We start from the raw sequence: 15,926 nt of genomic DNA, 5'->3' as shown, positions 1-15,926 counted from the left end.
CTGAGTTCGTGCTGGATGGACGCTGTGCTAGCTCTTCGCCCGCTGGGCGCTGTGCTAGCCCTTCGCCCTTCCGGCGAAGCCGAACAGCTTGCCGGCGACCTTGCGGATCTGGATCTCTTCTGATCCCTCGGTGATCCGGTACCGGCGGTGGTGCCGGTAGATGTGCTCGAAGGGCATGTGGCGCCCGTAGCCGTTGCCGCCGCAGCTCTGCATGGACCGGTCAGCTGCGTCGCAGCAGAACCGGTTGCCGCGGTAGTTGCACATAGCCACCTTGTCGGTGATCTCCATGTGGTCGACGCCTTCGTCCATCTCCCAGGCAGTCTTCCAGATGAGCGCCCGGACCATCTCGGCCTCGGTGTACAGCTCGGCCAGCGGGAACTGGATGGCCTGGTTCTGCGCCAGCGGCTTGCCGAACGTGGTGCGGTTCTTCACATAGTCGACTGCCACGTCGATGCAGTGCAGGCCAGCGCCCACTGACGAGGCCGCCTGGCGGATCCGGTTCTCGTGCACGAACAGCTGCGCTGTCTGCAGGCCGCGGCCCTCTGACCCCAGGATGTCGTCGTTGTGGACCCGCACGTCGGTCAGGCGCACGTGGGCGTGGTCGGTGGGCATGTTGAAGGTCCACATGAACTTCTCGACCCCGAAGCCCGGCGTGTCGACCGGGACGATGAAGCAGGTGATGCCGTGCCCCTCGCCGGGATTCCCCGACGTGCGGGCGAAGATGTAGTCGTGGGTGGCGTGGTGCAGCCCGGTGTTCCAGTATTTCTCGCCGTTGATGACCCACTCGTCGCCGTCGCGCTCCGCGGTGGTCTCCATCCAAGTGGCATCTGAGCCATGCAGCGGCTCGGTCAGGCCGAAGCCGATGCGGGCTTGACCCTCGAGCATCTTGGGAATCCAGTAGTCCTGCTGCTGGGGTGACCCGTAGCGCTCCATCATCAGCACGGTCGGGAAGTTGCCGATGATCGAGCTCTCGTTCTGCAGGTCGTTGTGCAGACCGAGACCGCGGCGGGCCAGGTGCTCCCGGATGATCGCCATGCCCAAGTTGGTCCCGTCGCTGCCGCCGAAGCGCTCGGGCAGGTGCCAGCGCAAGAAGCCTGCCTTGTCGGCCTTCTTGCGCATGCGGACCAGCAGGCCCTCCCACTCCGCGTTCGGCAGGCCGTCGCGTTCCCAGTCGGTGCGCGAGTCCTCCCGGCGGTGGTCGAAGAAGCGGATGTTGTCGTCTTCGTTCTCGATGGGCTTGATGACGTCGGTGATGAACGTGTCCAGGTCGTCGAGCAGCTGCGCGATGTCTGCAGGGATCGTGAAGTCCATGCGCGGCAAGCTACCGGCCACCCGCGAACCCCGCCGGGCCGTGTGCGAGGATGGGACTCGGGAGGCCGAGATGAGTTCCGCATTCGAGAAGATCATGGACGGCCTGAGGGAGGCAGAGGCCTATCTCGAGGGAGAGCGCGCTGGTTTCCGGGTCAGCGAAGTCAAGGTTCCCGAACCCGACGAGCGCGACGGGGAATCGACAGAACAATGACGATGTCGGTTCTGGTGTGGTCGGACTACCTGTGACCGTGGTGCCATCTGGCACGGGCCCGGGCGGCTCGACTGGCTGAACGTCACGACCTCGAAATCACCTGGCTGGCCTACGAGATCCATCCCGAGGTGCCGGCGGAGGGCATCGAGCTCCGTTCAGGGTTCGACCGGGTGGCCGCGCTTGCCGAGGCTGAGGGCATCCGCTTCGTGTCACCCAAGCGCCTGCGCAACAGTGCCAACGCGCACCAGGCCGCGCTGGCGGTCGAGCACGCAGACCCCGACGCTGCCGAGCGTTACCACGATCGGCTCTACGCCGCCTACTGGGAGGACGAACTCGACGTCACCGACCCTGAAGTGCTGGTCACCTTGGCGGCCGATGTGGCTATCGACCCTGACGTGCTGCGGCGCGTTGTCACCAACGACGAGCTATTGCCTGCCCTGCGGGCGTCGATGGCTCGTGCGAACGAGTGGGGTATCAGCGCGACGCCCAGCTGGCTGTTTGACGGGCGGCTCGTCATTCCAGGAGCGCAGGACGACGATTTCATGGCCGACGTCATCGGGCGCCTGCGCGAGCGGCCTGCCCCTGGCACGAACTGAGGTTGCCTCGCAGGTTTCCGCGGCGACGGAGGCCCCGATTCGTCAGCCGTCGGACCCGGCGCCCGCCGTGGGCGGCGGGATTACCGGGAAACCGTGGGATTTCCAGCCGGCCATGCCCCCATCGAGGTCCGTGGCGTTGCCGAATCCCAGGTCCTGCAGGCGAGCGGCGGCGAGGCTGGAGCTGTAACCCTCATTGCACACGATGACCAAGCGGTCGTCGAAGTCGGCTGCTGTGCCCTCGGCGAAACCTGATGCGCCGTCGATGCGCCACTCGAGCACCAAGGGGTCGATGGGCTCGGAGCCCTCGATGATGCCGTTGGCCTCGCGCTGGTCCCGCGATCGGATGTCAATGACGCGCAGCCGGCCGGTGCCGACGGAAGCCCCAGCCTCCAGCAGCACGGCAAGCTCATCAGGCGAGACCCGGTCCAGCCCGGCGCGTGCCTCCGCGAGCAGGTCGTGGACCGTCTTGCGCTGTGGTTCAGGCACAGTTCAACGCTCCCAACGCCGCCGTGCCCCGCAAGCCTAAGAGGCTAGGCCGATAGGCGAAGCCGTGGCCCGAGCGGCCCCCCAGCGTTGCGAACAAGAGCGGGAAGCAACAGGCGCCGCGGCGAGAAGGCCCACCTATTCGCGCATCCCTTCAGGTTCAGGGGCTGTCGATGAACTCGACCCAGTTTCCGTCGGGATCTTCGACCATCCCGACCACCACGCCGGGCCGCGCTTCGAGCCGGCGCCAGATGATGTTGGCCCCGGCCTCCTCGCAAGCGGTCATCACTTCTTCGAAGTTGCCGACGTTGAAGGTGAAATAGCGCAGGCCGGTGGCGCCGGTGATGCCGCCCGTGGCACCGGCAGGCACGTCAGCGACGGGCACCACAAGTTTCAGCATGCTCTTGTTCGCCCACAGTCGGTGCATCTGGGCGATGCCCACCTTCTCCATGTTCAGCGTCTGCTCGAACTCGAGCCCGAGCACATCGCGATAGAACGCGAGCATCTCGTCGCCGTTGCTGGTGACGATGCCGAGGTCGAAGCCTTCCTTGGTCGGTTGCAGTGCCACGTTGCCCCTTGTCTTTCTGCCTGGTTTGGCGGGTGTAGTTGGCGGTTCTCTGGCGTGCGGGCCGGTCTCGTGTCCTCAGTCGTAACTGACGCCGAGGCCGGCACGAGCGTCGGTCTGGATGCCGTACGTCGGGATTGGGTAACGCAGCCCGTTGCGGGACAGCGCCTCCATGCCTTCGACCGCAACGACGAGATCTTCCGGTGTGAGAGCAATCAAGAGCTCGTCCTCCATCACACCGCCGTAGCGGCGCTCGGCGAAGCAGGGAATCGACACGCTCGGCTCTCCTGTGTGCAGCGCCCGGCCCCACGAGTCAGCGCACGCTGACTCGCCGACGCAGCCCCATTCCATCTTCTTGTAGCCACGCCACTGCAGGCCGTTGATGAGGATGATCATCTGGGCGGGCGTGGCATAGATCATGCAGACGTCGGGCGGGTTGAGTCGTTTCGACGACAGCGGTGCAACCACCATCGCCTCGTAGGTGCCATAGGGCACGCAGTCCATGGCGTGCTGGTGCTCGGAGGCATCCTCCAGCGTCTCGAACCACACGCCGGCCATGCGGTCGCCCGACAGCCATTTGTCGTCTTGGGGATGCAGCCCGATGACGGCGCCGCACTGGGCGCCGACGAGGTCGTCCATGGTCACGCCGACCGTCCAGTTGAGCCGGCAGGCCATGCCCACGATCTGGTCGGTGGTGTGGATGGCGTTCGGGCGGCGCACCCGCGGCACGGCCTCCATATCGGCCGTGGTCTCGAAGAGCTTCATGCCGATCGGAGTGGTGCGCAGCCGCAGCACAGCCTGCAGGCGTGCAAGCAAATCGTCCCAGTCGATCGACTCGGTACGCACGTGCGCTGCGGTTTCGGTCGTTGCGTCGGCCACATCGGTCTGGGTCACGGCTGCCCCCTCAGGTATGGCTGGCCTGTTGCTTCCCGATTCTCAGGCCAGCCGGATTCGCAAGGTCACGCTAGTTCGGCGACCACGAGCGTGAGCCGCCGTCAGCGCTGGCTCTGCGGCCGGGGCAGCCATGGCTCGCAGCGTCAAGCGTTGGTGATCGGGTTGATCCAGCTCAGTTCGGCAAATCTCGCGAAGTCGGAATCTGCTGAGACGATTGCCAAGCCATGTTCGATGCACAGTGCAGCGAGCGCCGCGTCGGGAATGAGGTTTGCGCTGAGGTGCAACTCGCGTACGAGCCGCCCGAGGATGTCGCGATGCCCTTGGCCGGGATCAGGAATCCATGCGCTTGGTGCGTCCAGCCAGGCTTCGACAAAGGCCCATGCCGCTGTGGGCGAGAGCGGATTGGCTACCGCTCGGGGATTGGTGACGATCCTCAGAAACCCGGTTAGAGACTGCCACGGAAGCCCGACACGACGCGGTCCGTTCAGCGCCTCTTCGAGCCACGGTCTCGCTACTTCGTGGAAGGGACTGTGCTCGTCGACTGCATAGAGCAGGACGTTGGCATCGACGAGCACCGGCAGCTACCTGGTATGGGGACCTTCGAGCAGGTCGATGGCCTCGGCCACGTTGCTCACGTCGATACGGATGCCGAGCGGGTGGGTCTTCTGGACGAAGGGCTCGCTCGCCGATTCAGCCGCTAACCCTCGGCGAACGAGATGGTTGACGGCCTCGGACACCCCCATGCCGGTTTCCCGGCGCAATCGGGCAAGTGCTTGCGCCGCGTCCTCATCGAATTCGACGGTCGTGCGCATGCAAGAAAGCTAACACGTCAGTGTGAGAAGTTCAGCATGCACGTGTACAGGCCGGGGCACCACTCTGGGGGCCGACTCCGGAATCGGCGAGAGCAGCGGTACTAGCGTGGCGCGCCGGCTCACCGCTGGCGGGCCGGATCGGAGCGGGCGACTACCCGTCGATGCGAAGGAGCATTCGCGACATGGCAGAGGGACTGAGGGTCGAGCGGGATGGGCGCGTCGGGCTGGTGATCATGGATCGCCCGCCCCATAACTTCCTGAGCTACCGCCAGGTGCACGACATCGCCGATGCGCTGGTCGAGCTGGAAGACGACATGGGCATCGGCTGCGCGGTGCTGGCCGCCGAGGGTCGCTCGTTCTGCGCAGGTGCCGACCTGGGCGGCGAGGGCGTCGGCGGTGGTGCCGAAGAGAAGGTCGGCGGCAATGCAACGCTGCAGCTGTACCAAGGCTCGGGGCGGCTGTTCGACGTGACGCTGCCCATCGTTGGGGCGATCCACGGTCCCGCCATCGGAGGCGGTCTGGGACTGGCGATGGTGCCCGACATCCGCATCACCTGCCCCGAGGCTCGGTTTTGCGCCAACTTTGCATCGCTCGGCATCCACCAGGGCTTCGGCATGAGCGTGACGATGCCGGCCCTGCTGGGCCCTGAACGCGCTGCCAAGGTGCTGCTGGGCGCCAAGCGGTACAAGGGCGATGAGGCAGTCGAGCTAGGTCTCGCCGACGAGTGCGTGCCTGCTGATCAGGTACGCGACCGCGCCATCGAAATCGCTGGCGAGATTGCTGCGAACGCCCCGCTGGCCGTACGGGCCATCAAGGCCACGCTGCGACTCGGCCTCGGCGACCGCGTCCGCGAGATCACACAGCGCGAGGCCGCGGAGCAACTGCGCCTCTCGGGCACACAAGACGCCCGCGAAGGCATGGCGGCCGTCTCCGAGCGCCGCCTCGGCAACTTCCAGGGCCGCTAGAGCTCCCGACGGCGCCTCATCGCGCCTTGAGATCCAGCGGGGGTTGCTGGGCGCGCCATGATGAATGACATGCGAGTCGCGATCACGGGCATTCGTGGGCTGATCGGCGGAGCGCTTGCAGCGAGCCTGCGGGCTGACGGCCACGAGGTCGTCGGGGTGTCCCGAAGTCCCGGTCCAGCGCCCGTCGAAGGCAGCGAGAACGAAGCCGCCGGGCAAACGGTCGTCTGGAACGTGGCCGAAGAAACCATCGACGCGGCCGCGCTCGAAGGGCTCGACGCCATTGTCCACCTGGCGGGGGAGAGCATCGGCGGGCGGTGGACCGACAAACGCAAGGCCGACATCATGTCGAGCCGCGTCGAGTCCACCAAGCTGCTGGCAGACACCGTCGGCAAGCTCGATGCCAAGCCGTCGGTGTTCGTCTGCGGCTCTGCTGTCGGGTTCTACGGGAACCGGGGCGAGGAGGAGCTGACCGAGTGGTCGCTGCCCGGTAACGGCTTCCTGACCGAAGTCTGCAAGCGCTGGGAACGCGCCGCGGTGCCGATCGGTGACGCCGGGGTGCGACTCGTTCGCATTCGCACAGGTCTCGTCGTGGGGCGCGGAGCGCCGGCGATTGAACGCATGGCGCGCATCACCCGACTCTGTGCCGGAGGGCCGCTGGGCACCGGTCGCCAGTGGTGGAGCTGGATCAGCCTCGACGACGAGGTCCGCGCCATCCGGCATCTCATCGACAGCGACGTGAGCGGTGCATTCAACCTGACAGCACCCAACCCGGTCCGCCAGCAGGGCTTCCAGCGGGCGCTGAGCTCGGCCCTGCGCCGCCCTTCGTTCATGCCCGCGCCGCCGTTCGCCATCCGGGCTGCGCTGGGGGAGATGGGTCAAGCACTGCTGCTCGACTCGACCCGAGTGCTCCCCGACGCTCTCACCGAGGACGGATTCCGCTTCGAGCATCCCGAACTGGCCGGCGCACTCGCGGAGGCGCTCTAGCCGCGACAAACAAGCTGCCGAGCGAACTCCGGCGTCCTAGCGTGGCCGCCATGACCCAAGGCAGTGGCTCGGACGGCGGTGTCTCAGCGGGCGTGCTCGGCGTGACTATCCGGCGTGACAGGTGGGGCATCGCTCACGCCGAGGCCTCGACGGCCGATGAGGCATTCGCGGCACAGGGCTGGGTGGCGGCCGACGACCGGATCTGGCAGATGGAATGGGACCGGCGCCGGGCGATGGGGCGCTGGTCCGAGGTCGTCGGCATGGCCGGAGCGCGCGAGGACGCCTTCTTCCGCCGGCTCGGGCTCGCCGCGATCGCGCAATCCGACTACGCCGCGCTTGAATCCCGCACCCGAGCGATGTGCGAGGCCTACACCGAGGGCGTGAACCGTTGGCTCGTCGACCATGCAGATGCGCTTCCAGCCGAGTTCGAGCACCACCCAGCGCCGCCAGAGCCGTGGGAACCGTGGCATTGCGTAGCGGTGTACAAGCTGCGCCACATCTTCATGGGAACGCTGACTCGCAAGCTATGGCGGGGGCGGATCATGGCTCAGGCGGGCCCTGAGGCCGTGATCGCCACGGTGGGGGACATCGAGGCTGACTCGGCAATGGTTCCCGGCGACGGGCTTCGTCCCGATCTGCTTGAGGATGCAGCGAGGGTGCTCGACGCGAGCGCAGCCGACATGGCGGCGCTTGCGGCGGCCATGGATTCGGACGGGGCGTCCAATTCGTGGGCGCTCAGCGGCGAGCGCACTGCGAGCGGCAAGCCGCTGCTCGCCGGCGATCCGCACCGCGGCATCGAATTCCCGAATGTGTACCACCAGTGTCACCTGCGCTGCGACGAGTTTGATGCGATTGGCATGGGCTTCCCAGGCGTACCCGGCTTCCCGCACTTTGGGCACAACGCGGAGGTGGCCTGGGGCATCACGCATGGCATGTGCGACGACACCGATGTGTTCGTGGAGCGCTTTGCCGCAGGCTCCTCGCTGGGGGAGCCGTGGCGCACCGAGGAGCTCCACATCCGTGGCGAGGGCACCGTCGAGGTTCTCTGCGGTTCCACGCCCAGGGGGCCGGTGGTGCTCGGCGACCCCGCCGATGGCATCGCGCTGTCATTGCAGTGGACCGGCATGTTCGGCCCTGACACGACGCTGGATGCCCTGTGGCCGATGCTCGTTGCAGGCTCGACGGCTGAGCTGATCGAGGCCGTCCGGCTGTGGGTGCTGCCCGTCAACAACCTGCTGGCGGCCGACCGCTGTGGCGCGGTCGCTTTCAAGATTCGCGGTCGTGTCATCGAGCGCCCGCCGGCGAGCCGCTGGACGCCCGTACCCGGCACCGACGAGTTCGCGTGGGACGGCCTGGCACCGGTGCCATTTGAGGACCTGCCGCAGTGGATCGATCCTGAGCGGGGCTACCTGGTGACCGCCAACAACCGGACGGCCGATGGCGGCCCGTACATCTCGCTGGACTTCGCCGGCCCGAGCCGGCACGACCGCATCTGCGAACTGCTGGCGCCCATGACCGGCGTCACCGTCGCTGACATGAGCGCCATCCACGCCGATGTGACGTCGCTTGTGGCCCCTAGAGTGCTCGGCCTGATCACCGAGTACGCGGTCGAGTGCGGCCACGAGCTCTCACACACGCTGCTCGACATGCTGGCCGAGTGGGATCAGCGCGTGACTGCTGACTCGGCTCCCGCAACCATCTATGCGGTCGTCAAGCGCCGGCTGATCGAAGCCATCGCCGAGCGGCTCGGCATCGCCGGGGCCGAGCTGGGTGCCGGCGGGTGGCCTCCTGCCGCCGAGGCCAGTCGCATGGCCGCGGGCGCCGCGATTCGCATGCTCTGCGAGCGGAACCTCGACGTGGTGCCCGGGCTGGACAACCCCATCTCGTTGCGGATGGCGTTCAGCGCTTGTGTGGACGAGACCGCCGCCGAGCTGACCCAGCGGCTCGGCGACGACCCGCAGTCGTGGAAATGGGAACGGGTTCACCGCATGGCCTCGTCGCACCCGCTCGCATCAGCACTCGCTGCTGCGCGGGATCTGCACCCGCCGATCGACGGCTGTGCGGGTGACGGCGACACCGTGCGTCAGGGCGGGACGGCACCCGAGACAGGGGAGCGGGCCATTCATGGCTCGGTCGCACGGTATGCATTCGATCTCGATGACTGGGACAACTCTGGTTGGGTGGTCCCCCATGGCGTGTCGGGCGTGCGCGGCAGCGGCCACGACCTCGACCAGCGCCAAGCGTGGCTCAACTGCGAGCTGGTCCCGATGGCGTACAGCGCTGCAGCGGTGGAGTCGGTCACCGCCGATGTCCGCGAGATCTAGGCGGGGACCAGAGCGCGGCCCGATCGCGCAACAGAGCGAGCAATGTCGATGAGCTCCACACCTGCTGCTGGCAGCTTTGTCCGCAGGCACCAGATGTCGCCCGAAGCCGCGGCGTACAAGGCCCGGCGCAAGCCGTCGGTGCCGATCCAGATGCCCGATCTGACCGACCATGCTGCGGTCGCGAACTGGCGGGCTGCGACCAATGCGCTGTGGGGCGAAGACGACGATCCTGCGGTGCCTCACCGGCGAGAGGTCATCGGCGGCATCGCATGCCTGGTCGCCGGTCCACCGCCCCGCGCGGGCGCGCCGATCGTGGTCTATGCACACGGCGGCGGCTACGTGCTGGGCAGCGCGTCCGTCGCCATAACGATCACCGCCCGCTTGGCCCGGACCCTGCGTGTCGTCTCGGTCGACTACCGCCAGCCGCCCGAGTGCTCGTTCCCCGCAGCGCTGGACGACGTCCTGGCCGTATATCTCGCGCTCGCCGCCGGTGACACCCCGGTGGCGCTCGCTGGCGACTCATCCGGGGGAGCGCTCGCGCTCAGCGCTGCGGTGACGGCGGCCGCTCGAGGCCTGCGGCCCGCAGCGATCGCTCTGTTCAGCCCCCTGCTGGACCACGTTTCTGTGCCCGGCAGCCCGCTTGCCGACGACGAGGGACGCCGCCTCATCGATTACTACACCGGCGACGCCGACCCTGCCGATCCTCGCCTGTCGCCGCTGCGTGCCGAGCTCGGTGGGCTGCCGCCCGTGCTCATTCAAGCGGCGGCCGACGAGCCGCTCGCAGCCCAAGCCCGCGAACTGCTGCACCGGGCCGCCATTGCCGGTGTCGACATCACTCTCGATCTCTGGGAGGGCATGTGGCACACCTGGCACTACCACGCGCTGCCAGAAGCCGACCAAGCGCTCGCGGAAGCTGCCGCCTTCCTGGCGGCGACGCCCGGTAGCCGTCGAAGCTGAGGTGCGAATCGTCAAGACCGGCAGACACCGCGGTGAATGTTGCCGGGGGTGTCGTCGGGTGGGGATGTCTCGGTTGCGGTGCTGGTTCCTGCGGTGGTGTCTCCGCTGGCGCGTCGTCCCACGAGCTGCGCGGTCACCCAGCAAGCAGCACCGCCGAGCCGTGTCATGTCGCGACCGGTGATCAGCGGCTGGCGCCGATCTCGATCGGGAGCTCGGTCTGCTCGTTCCCGTCGTCGAACACTGCGACGATCCGGAGCTTGCCGCCGAGGCGGGCGATGTAGCTTCGCAGAGTCGAGACCCTGATGTCATCACCTCGCTCGAGCTGGGAGACCGCGGACTGAGAGATCCCAAGAGCAGCTCCGAGGTCGGTTTGCGACCGATCAAGCGCCCGGCGAAGCTCGTAGAGTCCGATCTCGTTGAGCGTCTCGTCGCGCAGCGCTGCGAGGCGCTCGACCGCACCGGGGCGCGACGCGATCTGGTCGTGGAGCATGCGGTAGCTAGTAGTCGACGGCATGGCTTGGATCCTTTCTGGTTTCAACTGTCATCGTCGATGGGGCCTTGTTCGGCCAGTGCCGTGAGGTGGCGGTCGTAGAGGTCGTCGGCTGCGGGGATCGCCGTTCGGTACCAGTCCTTCCAGAGTCCGCTCTTGTCGCCTCCGAGCAACAAGATGGCGTGACGACGGGGATCGAAAGCGAACAACACTCGAAGAGCGCCGCCTCGCGATGCACGCAGCTCTTTCATGTTGGCGTGGCGGGAGGCCTTGATCTCACCAACGACCGGGCGCTTGAGACCCGGCCCAACCTCGGCCAGCAACATGACGCGATCGTCGAGCGCTTCCTGTTGCGCTTCGGTCAGCCCGAGCCACCAATGTTCAAACTCATCGGCGTATTCGACTTCCCACACGCCAATGAGTATAAGAAACATCTTCTATAAGAGCAAGCTTCTATCGCTGCCTTGCCACGAACCTGCCCTACTGAACGTCGCCTCAATGAACTGCGTTCTGATGAGCCGTCGATACGTCAGGGAGCGACGTTCAGCCCTGTAGATGGGCGGCAACCGCCGCCACGACGGCCGCCGGCTGCTCGTAGGGGAGCATGTGTCCGGCGCCGTCAACGAGCTCGACACTGGCGTCAGGCAATGCCCCTTGCCACGCGTCGGCGTATGCCGGTGGGATCAGCCGATCCTGACGTCCCCACACCAGCAAGGTCGGGACCGTCACCCGGTAGGCCCGTTCTGAAAACCTGCGGTTGGGAATAGGGAACAGGATCTTGCCGGCCATGCCCTGCTGGCGGGCCCGGGCCACCATGAACCGCGTCAGCGTGGCGTTGTCGGAGAAGTCGGCGCCGCCCGTCAGCACTTCCTCGCCCACATTGGGGTCGGCGAAGAGCACTTCGGCGAGCTGGTAGGGGAGCATCGCGAAGATGTCGGGGATCGGGTGGTCGCCCAGCCACATCCCCGCGGGGCACAGCAGGGCCATGCGCCCCACCGACTGGGGTGCCAGCGCTGCCATCTCCGCAGCGATCATGCCGCCCATCGAGTGGCCCATCAGGTGCAGGCCGCTGGCTGCGCCCGCGGAGAGCAGGCCCATCTCGGTGGCCACGTCCCAGCCGTGCAGCGCGAAATCGGCCATGTCCGACAGGCGGTCCTCGTCGCCGTGCTCGCTCCAGGCGGGCCACACCGGCGCCACTACTCGTAGCCCAGCCGCCGCCAAGCCGTCGAGCACGGGCTCGCCCTGCAGCCAGCCACCGGCACCGTGCAGCGCCAGCACGGTCGCCGTCGCAGACGTGCTTCCGTTCGCAGCGTCGTCGCTGGCCGGTTCGTAGATGCGCACAGGAGCGGTCACCGAACGCCGTGTCGTCACCACGACCTCGTCAAAGGTCGATGCAGTTGCCGTCACGGTGGTGCTCATGCCACAGGGCCGTTGGGCATCTCGGGGTAGCGCCGGGCGTCGGCCATGGTGTCCTCGGGACGCACCCGCTCGGCCATGGGCTTGCACCACCAGTCCTCGGCATCGGCGAACTCGTCGCCCCAGATGTCCCGCAGCCCACCCATCACCTTCTCGGCGAACAGCTGGCTCGAGTAGCGGGTCTTCCAGTCGGGCATGTTCCCCATGTGCAGCAGGCAGAACACGGTGCCGACGCGCAGCCGCTTGATCATGTCCTCCATGCGCTCGCGCACCGTGTCGGGCGAGCCTGCAATCACATAGCCGCCCTCAACCAGGTCCTTCCAGGTCAGCCGCTTGAACAGCGCCTGGTTCTCCTTGCGGAACTGGTCGAGCTTGCCGGCCTGGATGGTCTTGACCGTCCGGTAGCCGGGCGGGTCGGCAAAACCGGGGAACACATGGAGGCAGCGGTTGAAGAAGTACAGCATGTGCTCGCTGTAGAGCTCCTCGGCCTCGGCGTCGGTGGCCGCCGTGCAGATGATCTGGGCAAAGCCGGCCCGACCGGGCGTCTCGCTCTTGTCCATCTCCGAAACCCGGTTCCAGTACCCGTCCATGAGGGTCTGGCCCGCCAGGTAACCGTTGAAACTCAGGTACGAGTAGTTGTAGTCGTGCTCAAGGCAGAAGTCCCACGTCTCGATCGAACCGCCGCCGGGGATGTAGATCGGCGGATGCGGCTGCTGGATCGGCTTGGGCCAGCAGTTCACGTAGCGCAACTGGGTGTACTTGCCGTCGAAGGCGAACACGTCCGGGTTGGTCCACGCCTCCATGATGAGGTCGTGTGCCTCGTAGTACTTCTCTCGGGTCAGCGCGGGGATCTGGCCATAGGTGAAGTTGGTGTCCATCGGGGTGCCCACCGGGAAACCCGCCACCAGCCGGCCGCCGCTGAGGCAGTCGAGCATCGCGAACTCTTCGGCCACCCGGTGCGGCGGGTTGTACAGCGCGATCGAGTTGCCGATCACGCATATGGCGGCCTGTGACGTCCGTCGCGCCAAGCCTGCAGCGATGATGTTGGGGCTCGGCATGATGCCGTAGGCGTTCTGGTGATGCTCGTTGACGCCGATGCCGTCGAAGCCGAGCTCGTCGGCGAACTCGAGCTGGTCCATGTACTCGTGATAGACGCCGTTGGCCCGCTCAGGATCGAACAGCGACCCGTCGATGTCGACCCACACAGACCGGTGCTCGGTCTTGAAGTCGTCGGGCAGGTCGGGCCAGGGCATCAAGTTGAACCAGCAGAACTTCACGGTCATGTGGGGTTACCTCCGTTCGCGGTGATGGCTCACCGCGCTGGCACAATCCGCAAACCTTACGGGGAAGGTTCGCGCGGAAGGCCGAGCACCCGCTCACCGATGATGTTCCGCTGGATCTCGCTGGTGCCACCCGCGATGCGCATCCCCGGCGCGTACAAGAATGCTTCGGTCTCGGTCCCAGCGAGCATGGCGTCGGCACCACGCAGGCCGGCACCTATCTCCACTTCGTCGTAGCCGAGTTCGCTGTTCGCCAGCTTTGCCACTGGAGCCATGCGCGGATCAGCGCCGTGCAGTTCCATGAGCGCGGCCAAGGCGCTCCCGCGGGCGAGCAGATCGGCAAGCGACTGCCTCCCCAGTGGTCCAGTTTCGCCGGCAGCGGTGATCATCTTCGAGAGGCGCTTGCGGAGGCTGATGACACCCGAGGCGCCCGCACCGCCCCGCTCGTCTTCGAGCACCGCCATCGCGACGCCCCAGCCGCCGCCGCGTTCGCCGAGCAATGCGTCGGCAGGCATCGAGACGTCGTCGAAGAACACCTCGCAGAATTCGCGGTCACCGGTCATCTGCTGGATCGGTCGCACCTCGACGCCGGGCAACTTCATGTCGAGCAGGAAGAAGCTGATGCCGCGGTGCTTGGGGGCATCTGGCTCAGTGCGCGCCATCAAGATGCCGTACTCGGCGAATTGCGCATTCGACGACCACACCTTCTGCCCATTCAGCACGAACCGGTTGCCGTCGGGCACCGCGGAGGTCCCGAGCCCGCCGAGGTCAGATCCGGCGCCGGGCTCGCTGAACAGCTGGCACCACAGCATCTCGCCGGTCAAGGTGGGACGCAGGAATTGCTCGCGTTGGCGGTCGGTACCGGTGCGCATGATGGCCTCGCCGGCCAGCACGATTCCTTGCAGATTCAAGTACGGCGCGACGGCCGCACGCTCGCATTCCTCCCTCCATACGCCGGTGTGGTCTCGGCTCAGCCCGCGGCCGCCACAGGCAGCGGGCCAGTGCAGCCCGGCCCAGCCGCCGTCATAGCAATACCTCTGCCAGCGGCGTGCGCGTTCGTGCAGTGCTGGCACGAGGATGGCTCCGTAGGCAGGGCAGGCTTCACCGGCGTCAACGGCCTCGCTCAGGAACTGCACGGCCCCAGCGCGGAAGGCGTCGAGACTCGTCTCGGTCCCCATTTCCTCAGATCCGGTCTCCATTGACGTCACGGTAGCCGTGAGGTGCCACCGCGGTCCTAACATCGCCCCCATGGGTGACCTGAGCCACACTGACCCCGCACTGACGAACCAGACGGTCGATCTGCTCCAGCAGATGATCCGGAACGCTTGCGTCAACGACGGCACCGTCGCTTCCGGTTCCGAAGTGCGCAACAGCGACCTCTTGCAGACCTACCTCGAAGGCCCGGGTGTCCAGGTCGAGCGCTTCGAGTCGGAGCCGGGGCGTCGTTCGATGGTCGCTCGCATCGAGGGCACGGACCCGGCAGCACCGAAGCTCTGCCTGATGGGACACACCGACGTGGTGCCCGTCAATCCCGACGGCTGGAGCCGGGATCCCTTCGGCGGCGAACTGGTGGACGGCGAAGTGTGGGGACGTGGAGCCGTCGACATGCTGAATCTCACCTCATCGATGGCGGTGGCCTTCCGCCACATTGCCGAGAGCGGCTTCCGTCCGAAGGGCGACCTGATCTACTTCGGGGTGGCCGACGAGGAGGCCGGTGGCACCTACGGCGCAAAGTGGATGGCCGAGCACCACTGGGATGCCATCGCCTGCGACTACGTGCTCACCGAATTCGGCGGCATGCCCACCCACACGCCTCAGGGGACCAAGCTCACGCTCGCGGCAGGCGAGAAGGGCCTGGGATGGCGACGGCTGACGGTACGCGGCACGCCGGGGCACGGCTCGATGCCTCTCGGCACCGACAATGCGCTGCTCAAGGCAGCCGAGATTGTCCGCCGCATCGGGGAGTACCGGCCGGCGCCGCGCCTCACCGAGATGTGGCAGCACCATGTTTCGACACTGACCGTCGACGACGAGACTCGAGAGGCACTCGGTGACCCGGCCCGTGTCTACGACGCCGTTGCCGGAATGTCGTCGCCGGGGCTGGCGCGCCACCTGCATGCATGCAGCCATACGACGTTCAGCCCCAACGTCGTGGCCGGCGGCAACAAGACGAACATCATCCCCGACCGGGTCGAAATGGAGATCGACATCCGCACGGCTCCGGGCGATCCCACCTCGGTTGACGAGCACCTGCGGGCGGCGCTCGGCGATCTGTTCGACGAAGTCGAGATCGAGCACCTGCACGACGATCCAGCAAGTTTCTCGCCGACGAACACGCCCATGTGGCAGTTGCTCGGCGAGCTCATGGCCAAGGCACATCCGGGTGCGCCCCTCATCCCCTCATTGATTGTCGGTGCAACCGATGCCCGTTTCTTCCGCCACAAGGGCGCCGTGGCCTATGGGGCGGGCTTGTTCAGCGACCGTGTGAACTCCAACGACTTCATGCTGCGCTTCCATGGCAACGACGAGCGCGTCGACATCGACTCGCTGGCGCTCACGACGCAGCTGTGGATCGACGTTGTCAAGAATCTGGGCGACGCCGTCGCCAGTTGAGACGATCCGCTGGCTCGGGTTGCCG

At 66.7% G+C, this 15,926-nt stretch carries 18 protein-coding genes; 7 read left to right on the top strand and 11 right to left on the bottom strand.

Annotation, left to right across the window (positions count from 1 at the left end; genetic code table 11):
- Window positions 1-54 precede the first annotated feature (54 nt).
- Window positions 55-1,311 (bottom strand): acyl-CoA dehydrogenase family protein, encoded by a 1,257-nt coding sequence (locus ACOCMM_RS12950; RefSeq protein ID WP_419553554.1) that lies wholly within the window; start codon window positions 1,309-1,311, stop codon window positions 55-57.
- A 70-nt stretch (window positions 1,312-1,381) separates the two neighbouring features.
- Between ACOCMM_RS12950 and ACOCMM_RS12945 the strand changes: the two genes are divergently transcribed.
- Both ACOCMM_RS12945 and ACOCMM_RS12940 read left to right on the top strand, forming a co-directional pair.
- Window positions 1,382-1,522: a hypothetical protein gene (locus tag ACOCMM_RS12945; RefSeq protein ID WP_419553553.1), complete on the top strand. Its 141-nt coding sequence runs from the start codon at window positions 1,382-1,384 to the stop codon at window positions 1,520-1,522.
- Between the two features lie 47 nt (window positions 1,523-1,569).
- Window positions 1,570-2,118, top strand: coding sequence for a DsbA family oxidoreductase (locus ACOCMM_RS12940; RefSeq protein ID WP_419554881.1), 549 nt, complete (start codon window positions 1,570-1,572; stop codon window positions 2,116-2,118).
- Window positions 2,119-2,160: 42 nt separating this feature from the next.
- Here ACOCMM_RS12940 and ACOCMM_RS12935 read toward each other — a convergent pair whose 3' ends face one another.
- From ACOCMM_RS12935 to ACOCMM_RS12915, 5 genes are all read right to left on the bottom strand, one after another.
- Window positions 2,161-2,604, bottom strand: coding sequence for a rhodanese-like domain-containing protein (locus ACOCMM_RS12935; protein WP_419553552.1), 444 nt, complete (start codon window positions 2,602-2,604; stop codon window positions 2,161-2,163).
- Window positions 2,605-2,761: 157 nt separating this feature from the next.
- Complete coding sequence (locus ACOCMM_RS12930) at window positions 2,762-3,169, bottom strand: VOC family protein (protein WP_419553551.1); 408 nt, start codon at window positions 3,167-3,169, stop codon at window positions 2,762-2,764.
- A gap of 75 nt (window positions 3,170-3,244) precedes the next feature.
- Window positions 3,245-4,012: a DUF169 domain-containing protein gene (locus tag ACOCMM_RS12925; protein ID WP_419554880.1), complete on the bottom strand. Its 768-nt coding sequence runs from the start codon at window positions 4,010-4,012 to the stop codon at window positions 3,245-3,247.
- A 191-nt stretch (window positions 4,013-4,203) separates the two neighbouring features.
- Entirely contained in the window at window positions 4,204-4,635 is a 432-nt protein-coding gene (locus ACOCMM_RS12920) for a type II toxin-antitoxin system VapC family toxin (RefSeq protein ID WP_419553550.1), read from the bottom strand.
- 6 nt (window positions 4,636-4,641) lie between these two features.
- Window positions 4,642-4,872, bottom strand: coding sequence for a CopG family transcriptional regulator (locus ACOCMM_RS12915; protein ID WP_419553549.1), 231 nt, complete (start codon window positions 4,870-4,872; stop codon window positions 4,642-4,644).
- Between the two features lie 182 nt (window positions 4,873-5,054).
- On the opposite strand from ACOCMM_RS12915, the gene ACOCMM_RS12910 reads away from it, so the two are divergent.
- The 4 genes from ACOCMM_RS12910 (at window position 5,055) to ACOCMM_RS12895 (ending at window position 10,102) form a co-directional block, all read left to right on the top strand.
- Window positions 5,055-5,837 (top strand): enoyl-CoA hydratase/isomerase family protein, encoded by a 783-nt coding sequence (locus tag ACOCMM_RS12910; RefSeq protein WP_419553548.1) that lies wholly within the window; start codon window positions 5,055-5,057, stop codon window positions 5,835-5,837.
- A gap of 69 nt (window positions 5,838-5,906) precedes the next feature.
- The gene (locus tag ACOCMM_RS12905) at window positions 5,907-6,821 is read left to right on the top strand and encodes a TIGR01777 family oxidoreductase (RefSeq protein ID WP_419553547.1); all 915 of its coding nucleotides are present in this window, start codon (window positions 5,907-5,909) and stop codon (window positions 6,819-6,821) included.
- A 50-nt stretch (window positions 6,822-6,871) separates the two neighbouring features.
- Window positions 6,872-9,145, top strand: coding sequence for a penicillin acylase family protein (locus tag ACOCMM_RS12900; RefSeq protein ID WP_419553546.1), 2,274 nt, complete (start codon window positions 6,872-6,874; stop codon window positions 9,143-9,145).
- Between the two features lie 48 nt (window positions 9,146-9,193).
- Window positions 9,194-10,102, top strand: coding sequence for an alpha/beta hydrolase fold domain-containing protein (locus ACOCMM_RS12895; RefSeq protein WP_419553545.1), 909 nt, complete (start codon window positions 9,194-9,196; stop codon window positions 10,100-10,102).
- A gap of 181 nt (window positions 10,103-10,283) precedes the next feature.
- Here ACOCMM_RS12895 and ACOCMM_RS12890 read toward each other — a convergent pair whose 3' ends face one another.
- From ACOCMM_RS12890 to ACOCMM_RS12870, 5 genes are all read right to left on the bottom strand, one after another.
- On the bottom strand, window positions 10,284-10,616 hold the full coding sequence (locus ACOCMM_RS12890) for a helix-turn-helix domain-containing protein (protein ID WP_419553544.1): 333 nt from the start codon (window positions 10,614-10,616) through the stop codon (window positions 10,284-10,286).
- 20 nt (window positions 10,617-10,636) lie between these two features.
- Entirely contained in the window at window positions 10,637-11,005 is a 369-nt protein-coding gene (locus tag ACOCMM_RS12885) for a type II toxin-antitoxin system RelE/ParE family toxin (protein WP_419553543.1), read from the bottom strand.
- A 130-nt stretch (window positions 11,006-11,135) separates the two neighbouring features.
- Window positions 11,136-12,011, bottom strand: coding sequence for an alpha/beta fold hydrolase (locus ACOCMM_RS12880; protein WP_419553542.1), 876 nt, complete (start codon window positions 12,009-12,011; stop codon window positions 11,136-11,138).
- A complete protein-coding gene (locus ACOCMM_RS12875) occupies window positions 12,008-13,291 on the bottom strand; it encodes an LLM class flavin-dependent oxidoreductase (protein WP_419553541.1) in 1,284 nt (427 codons plus the stop codon). The genes ACOCMM_RS12880 and ACOCMM_RS12875 overlap by 4 nt, the downstream gene beginning before the upstream one ends.
- Before the next feature lie 56 nt (window positions 13,292-13,347).
- Window positions 13,348-14,487: an acyl-CoA dehydrogenase family protein gene (locus ACOCMM_RS12870; protein ID WP_419553540.1), complete on the bottom strand. Its 1,140-nt coding sequence runs from the start codon at window positions 14,485-14,487 to the stop codon at window positions 13,348-13,350.
- 49 nt (window positions 14,488-14,536) lie between these two features.
- On the opposite strand from ACOCMM_RS12870, the gene ACOCMM_RS12865 reads away from it, so the two are divergent.
- Complete coding sequence (locus ACOCMM_RS12865) at window positions 14,537-15,901, top strand: M20/M25/M40 family metallo-hydrolase (protein ID WP_419553539.1); 1,365 nt, start codon at window positions 14,537-14,539, stop codon at window positions 15,899-15,901.
- Window positions 15,902-15,926 lie beyond the last annotated feature (25 nt).

The sequence above is a fragment of the Candidatus Poriferisodalis sp. genome, from assembly GCF_965198245.1.
In the GTDB taxonomy this organism is placed as follows: Bacteria; Actinomycetota; Acidimicrobiia; order Acidimicrobiales; family Poriferisodalaceae; genus Poriferisodalis.
The sequence above is the reverse complement of the archived record's forward strand: the minus strand, read 5'-3'. Positions and strand labels throughout refer to the sequence as shown.

What these genes read in the sequence shown, in the direction of transcription:
- ACOCMM_RS12880 (WP_419553542.1), bottom strand. Translation starts at nt 12,011, where the DNA reads ATGAGCACCACCGTGACGGCAACTGCATCGACCTTTGACGAGGTCGTG.
- ACOCMM_RS12910 (WP_419553548.1), top strand. Translation starts at nt 5,055, where the DNA reads ATGGCAGAGGGACTGAGGGTCGAGCGGGATGGGCGCGTCGGGCTGGTG.
- ACOCMM_RS12905 (WP_419553547.1), top strand. Translation starts at nt 5,907, where the DNA reads ATGCGAGTCGCGATCACGGGCATTCGTGGGCTGATCGGCGGAGCGCTT.
- ACOCMM_RS12875 (WP_419553541.1), bottom strand. Translation starts at nt 13,291, where the DNA reads ATGACCGTGAAGTTCTGCTGGTTCAACTTGATGCCCTGGCCCGACCTG.
- ACOCMM_RS12890 (WP_419553544.1), bottom strand. Translation starts at nt 10,616, where the DNA reads ATGCCGTCGACTACTAGCTACCGCATGCTCCACGACCAGATCGCGTCG.
- ACOCMM_RS12895 (WP_419553545.1), top strand. Translation starts at nt 9,194, where the DNA reads ATGAGCTCCACACCTGCTGCTGGCAGCTTTGTCCGCAGGCACCAGATG.
- ACOCMM_RS12870 (WP_419553540.1), bottom strand. Translation starts at nt 14,487, where the DNA reads ATGGAGACCGGATCTGAGGAAATGGGGACCGAGACGAGTCTCGACGCC.
- ACOCMM_RS12865 (WP_419553539.1), top strand. Translation starts at nt 14,537, where the DNA reads ATGGGTGACCTGAGCCACACTGACCCCGCACTGACGAACCAGACGGTC.
- ACOCMM_RS12950 (WP_419553554.1), bottom strand. Translation starts at nt 1,311, where the DNA reads ATGGACTTCACGATCCCTGCAGACATCGCGCAGCTGCTCGACGACCTG.
- ACOCMM_RS12900 (WP_419553546.1), top strand. Translation starts at nt 6,872, where the DNA reads ATGACCCAAGGCAGTGGCTCGGACGGCGGTGTCTCAGCGGGCGTGCTC.
- ACOCMM_RS12945 (WP_419553553.1), top strand. Translation starts at nt 1,382, where the DNA reads ATGAGTTCCGCATTCGAGAAGATCATGGACGGCCTGAGGGAGGCAGAG.
- ACOCMM_RS12915 (WP_419553549.1), bottom strand. Translation starts at nt 4,872, where the DNA reads ATGCGCACGACCGTCGAATTCGATGAGGACGCGGCGCAAGCACTTGCC.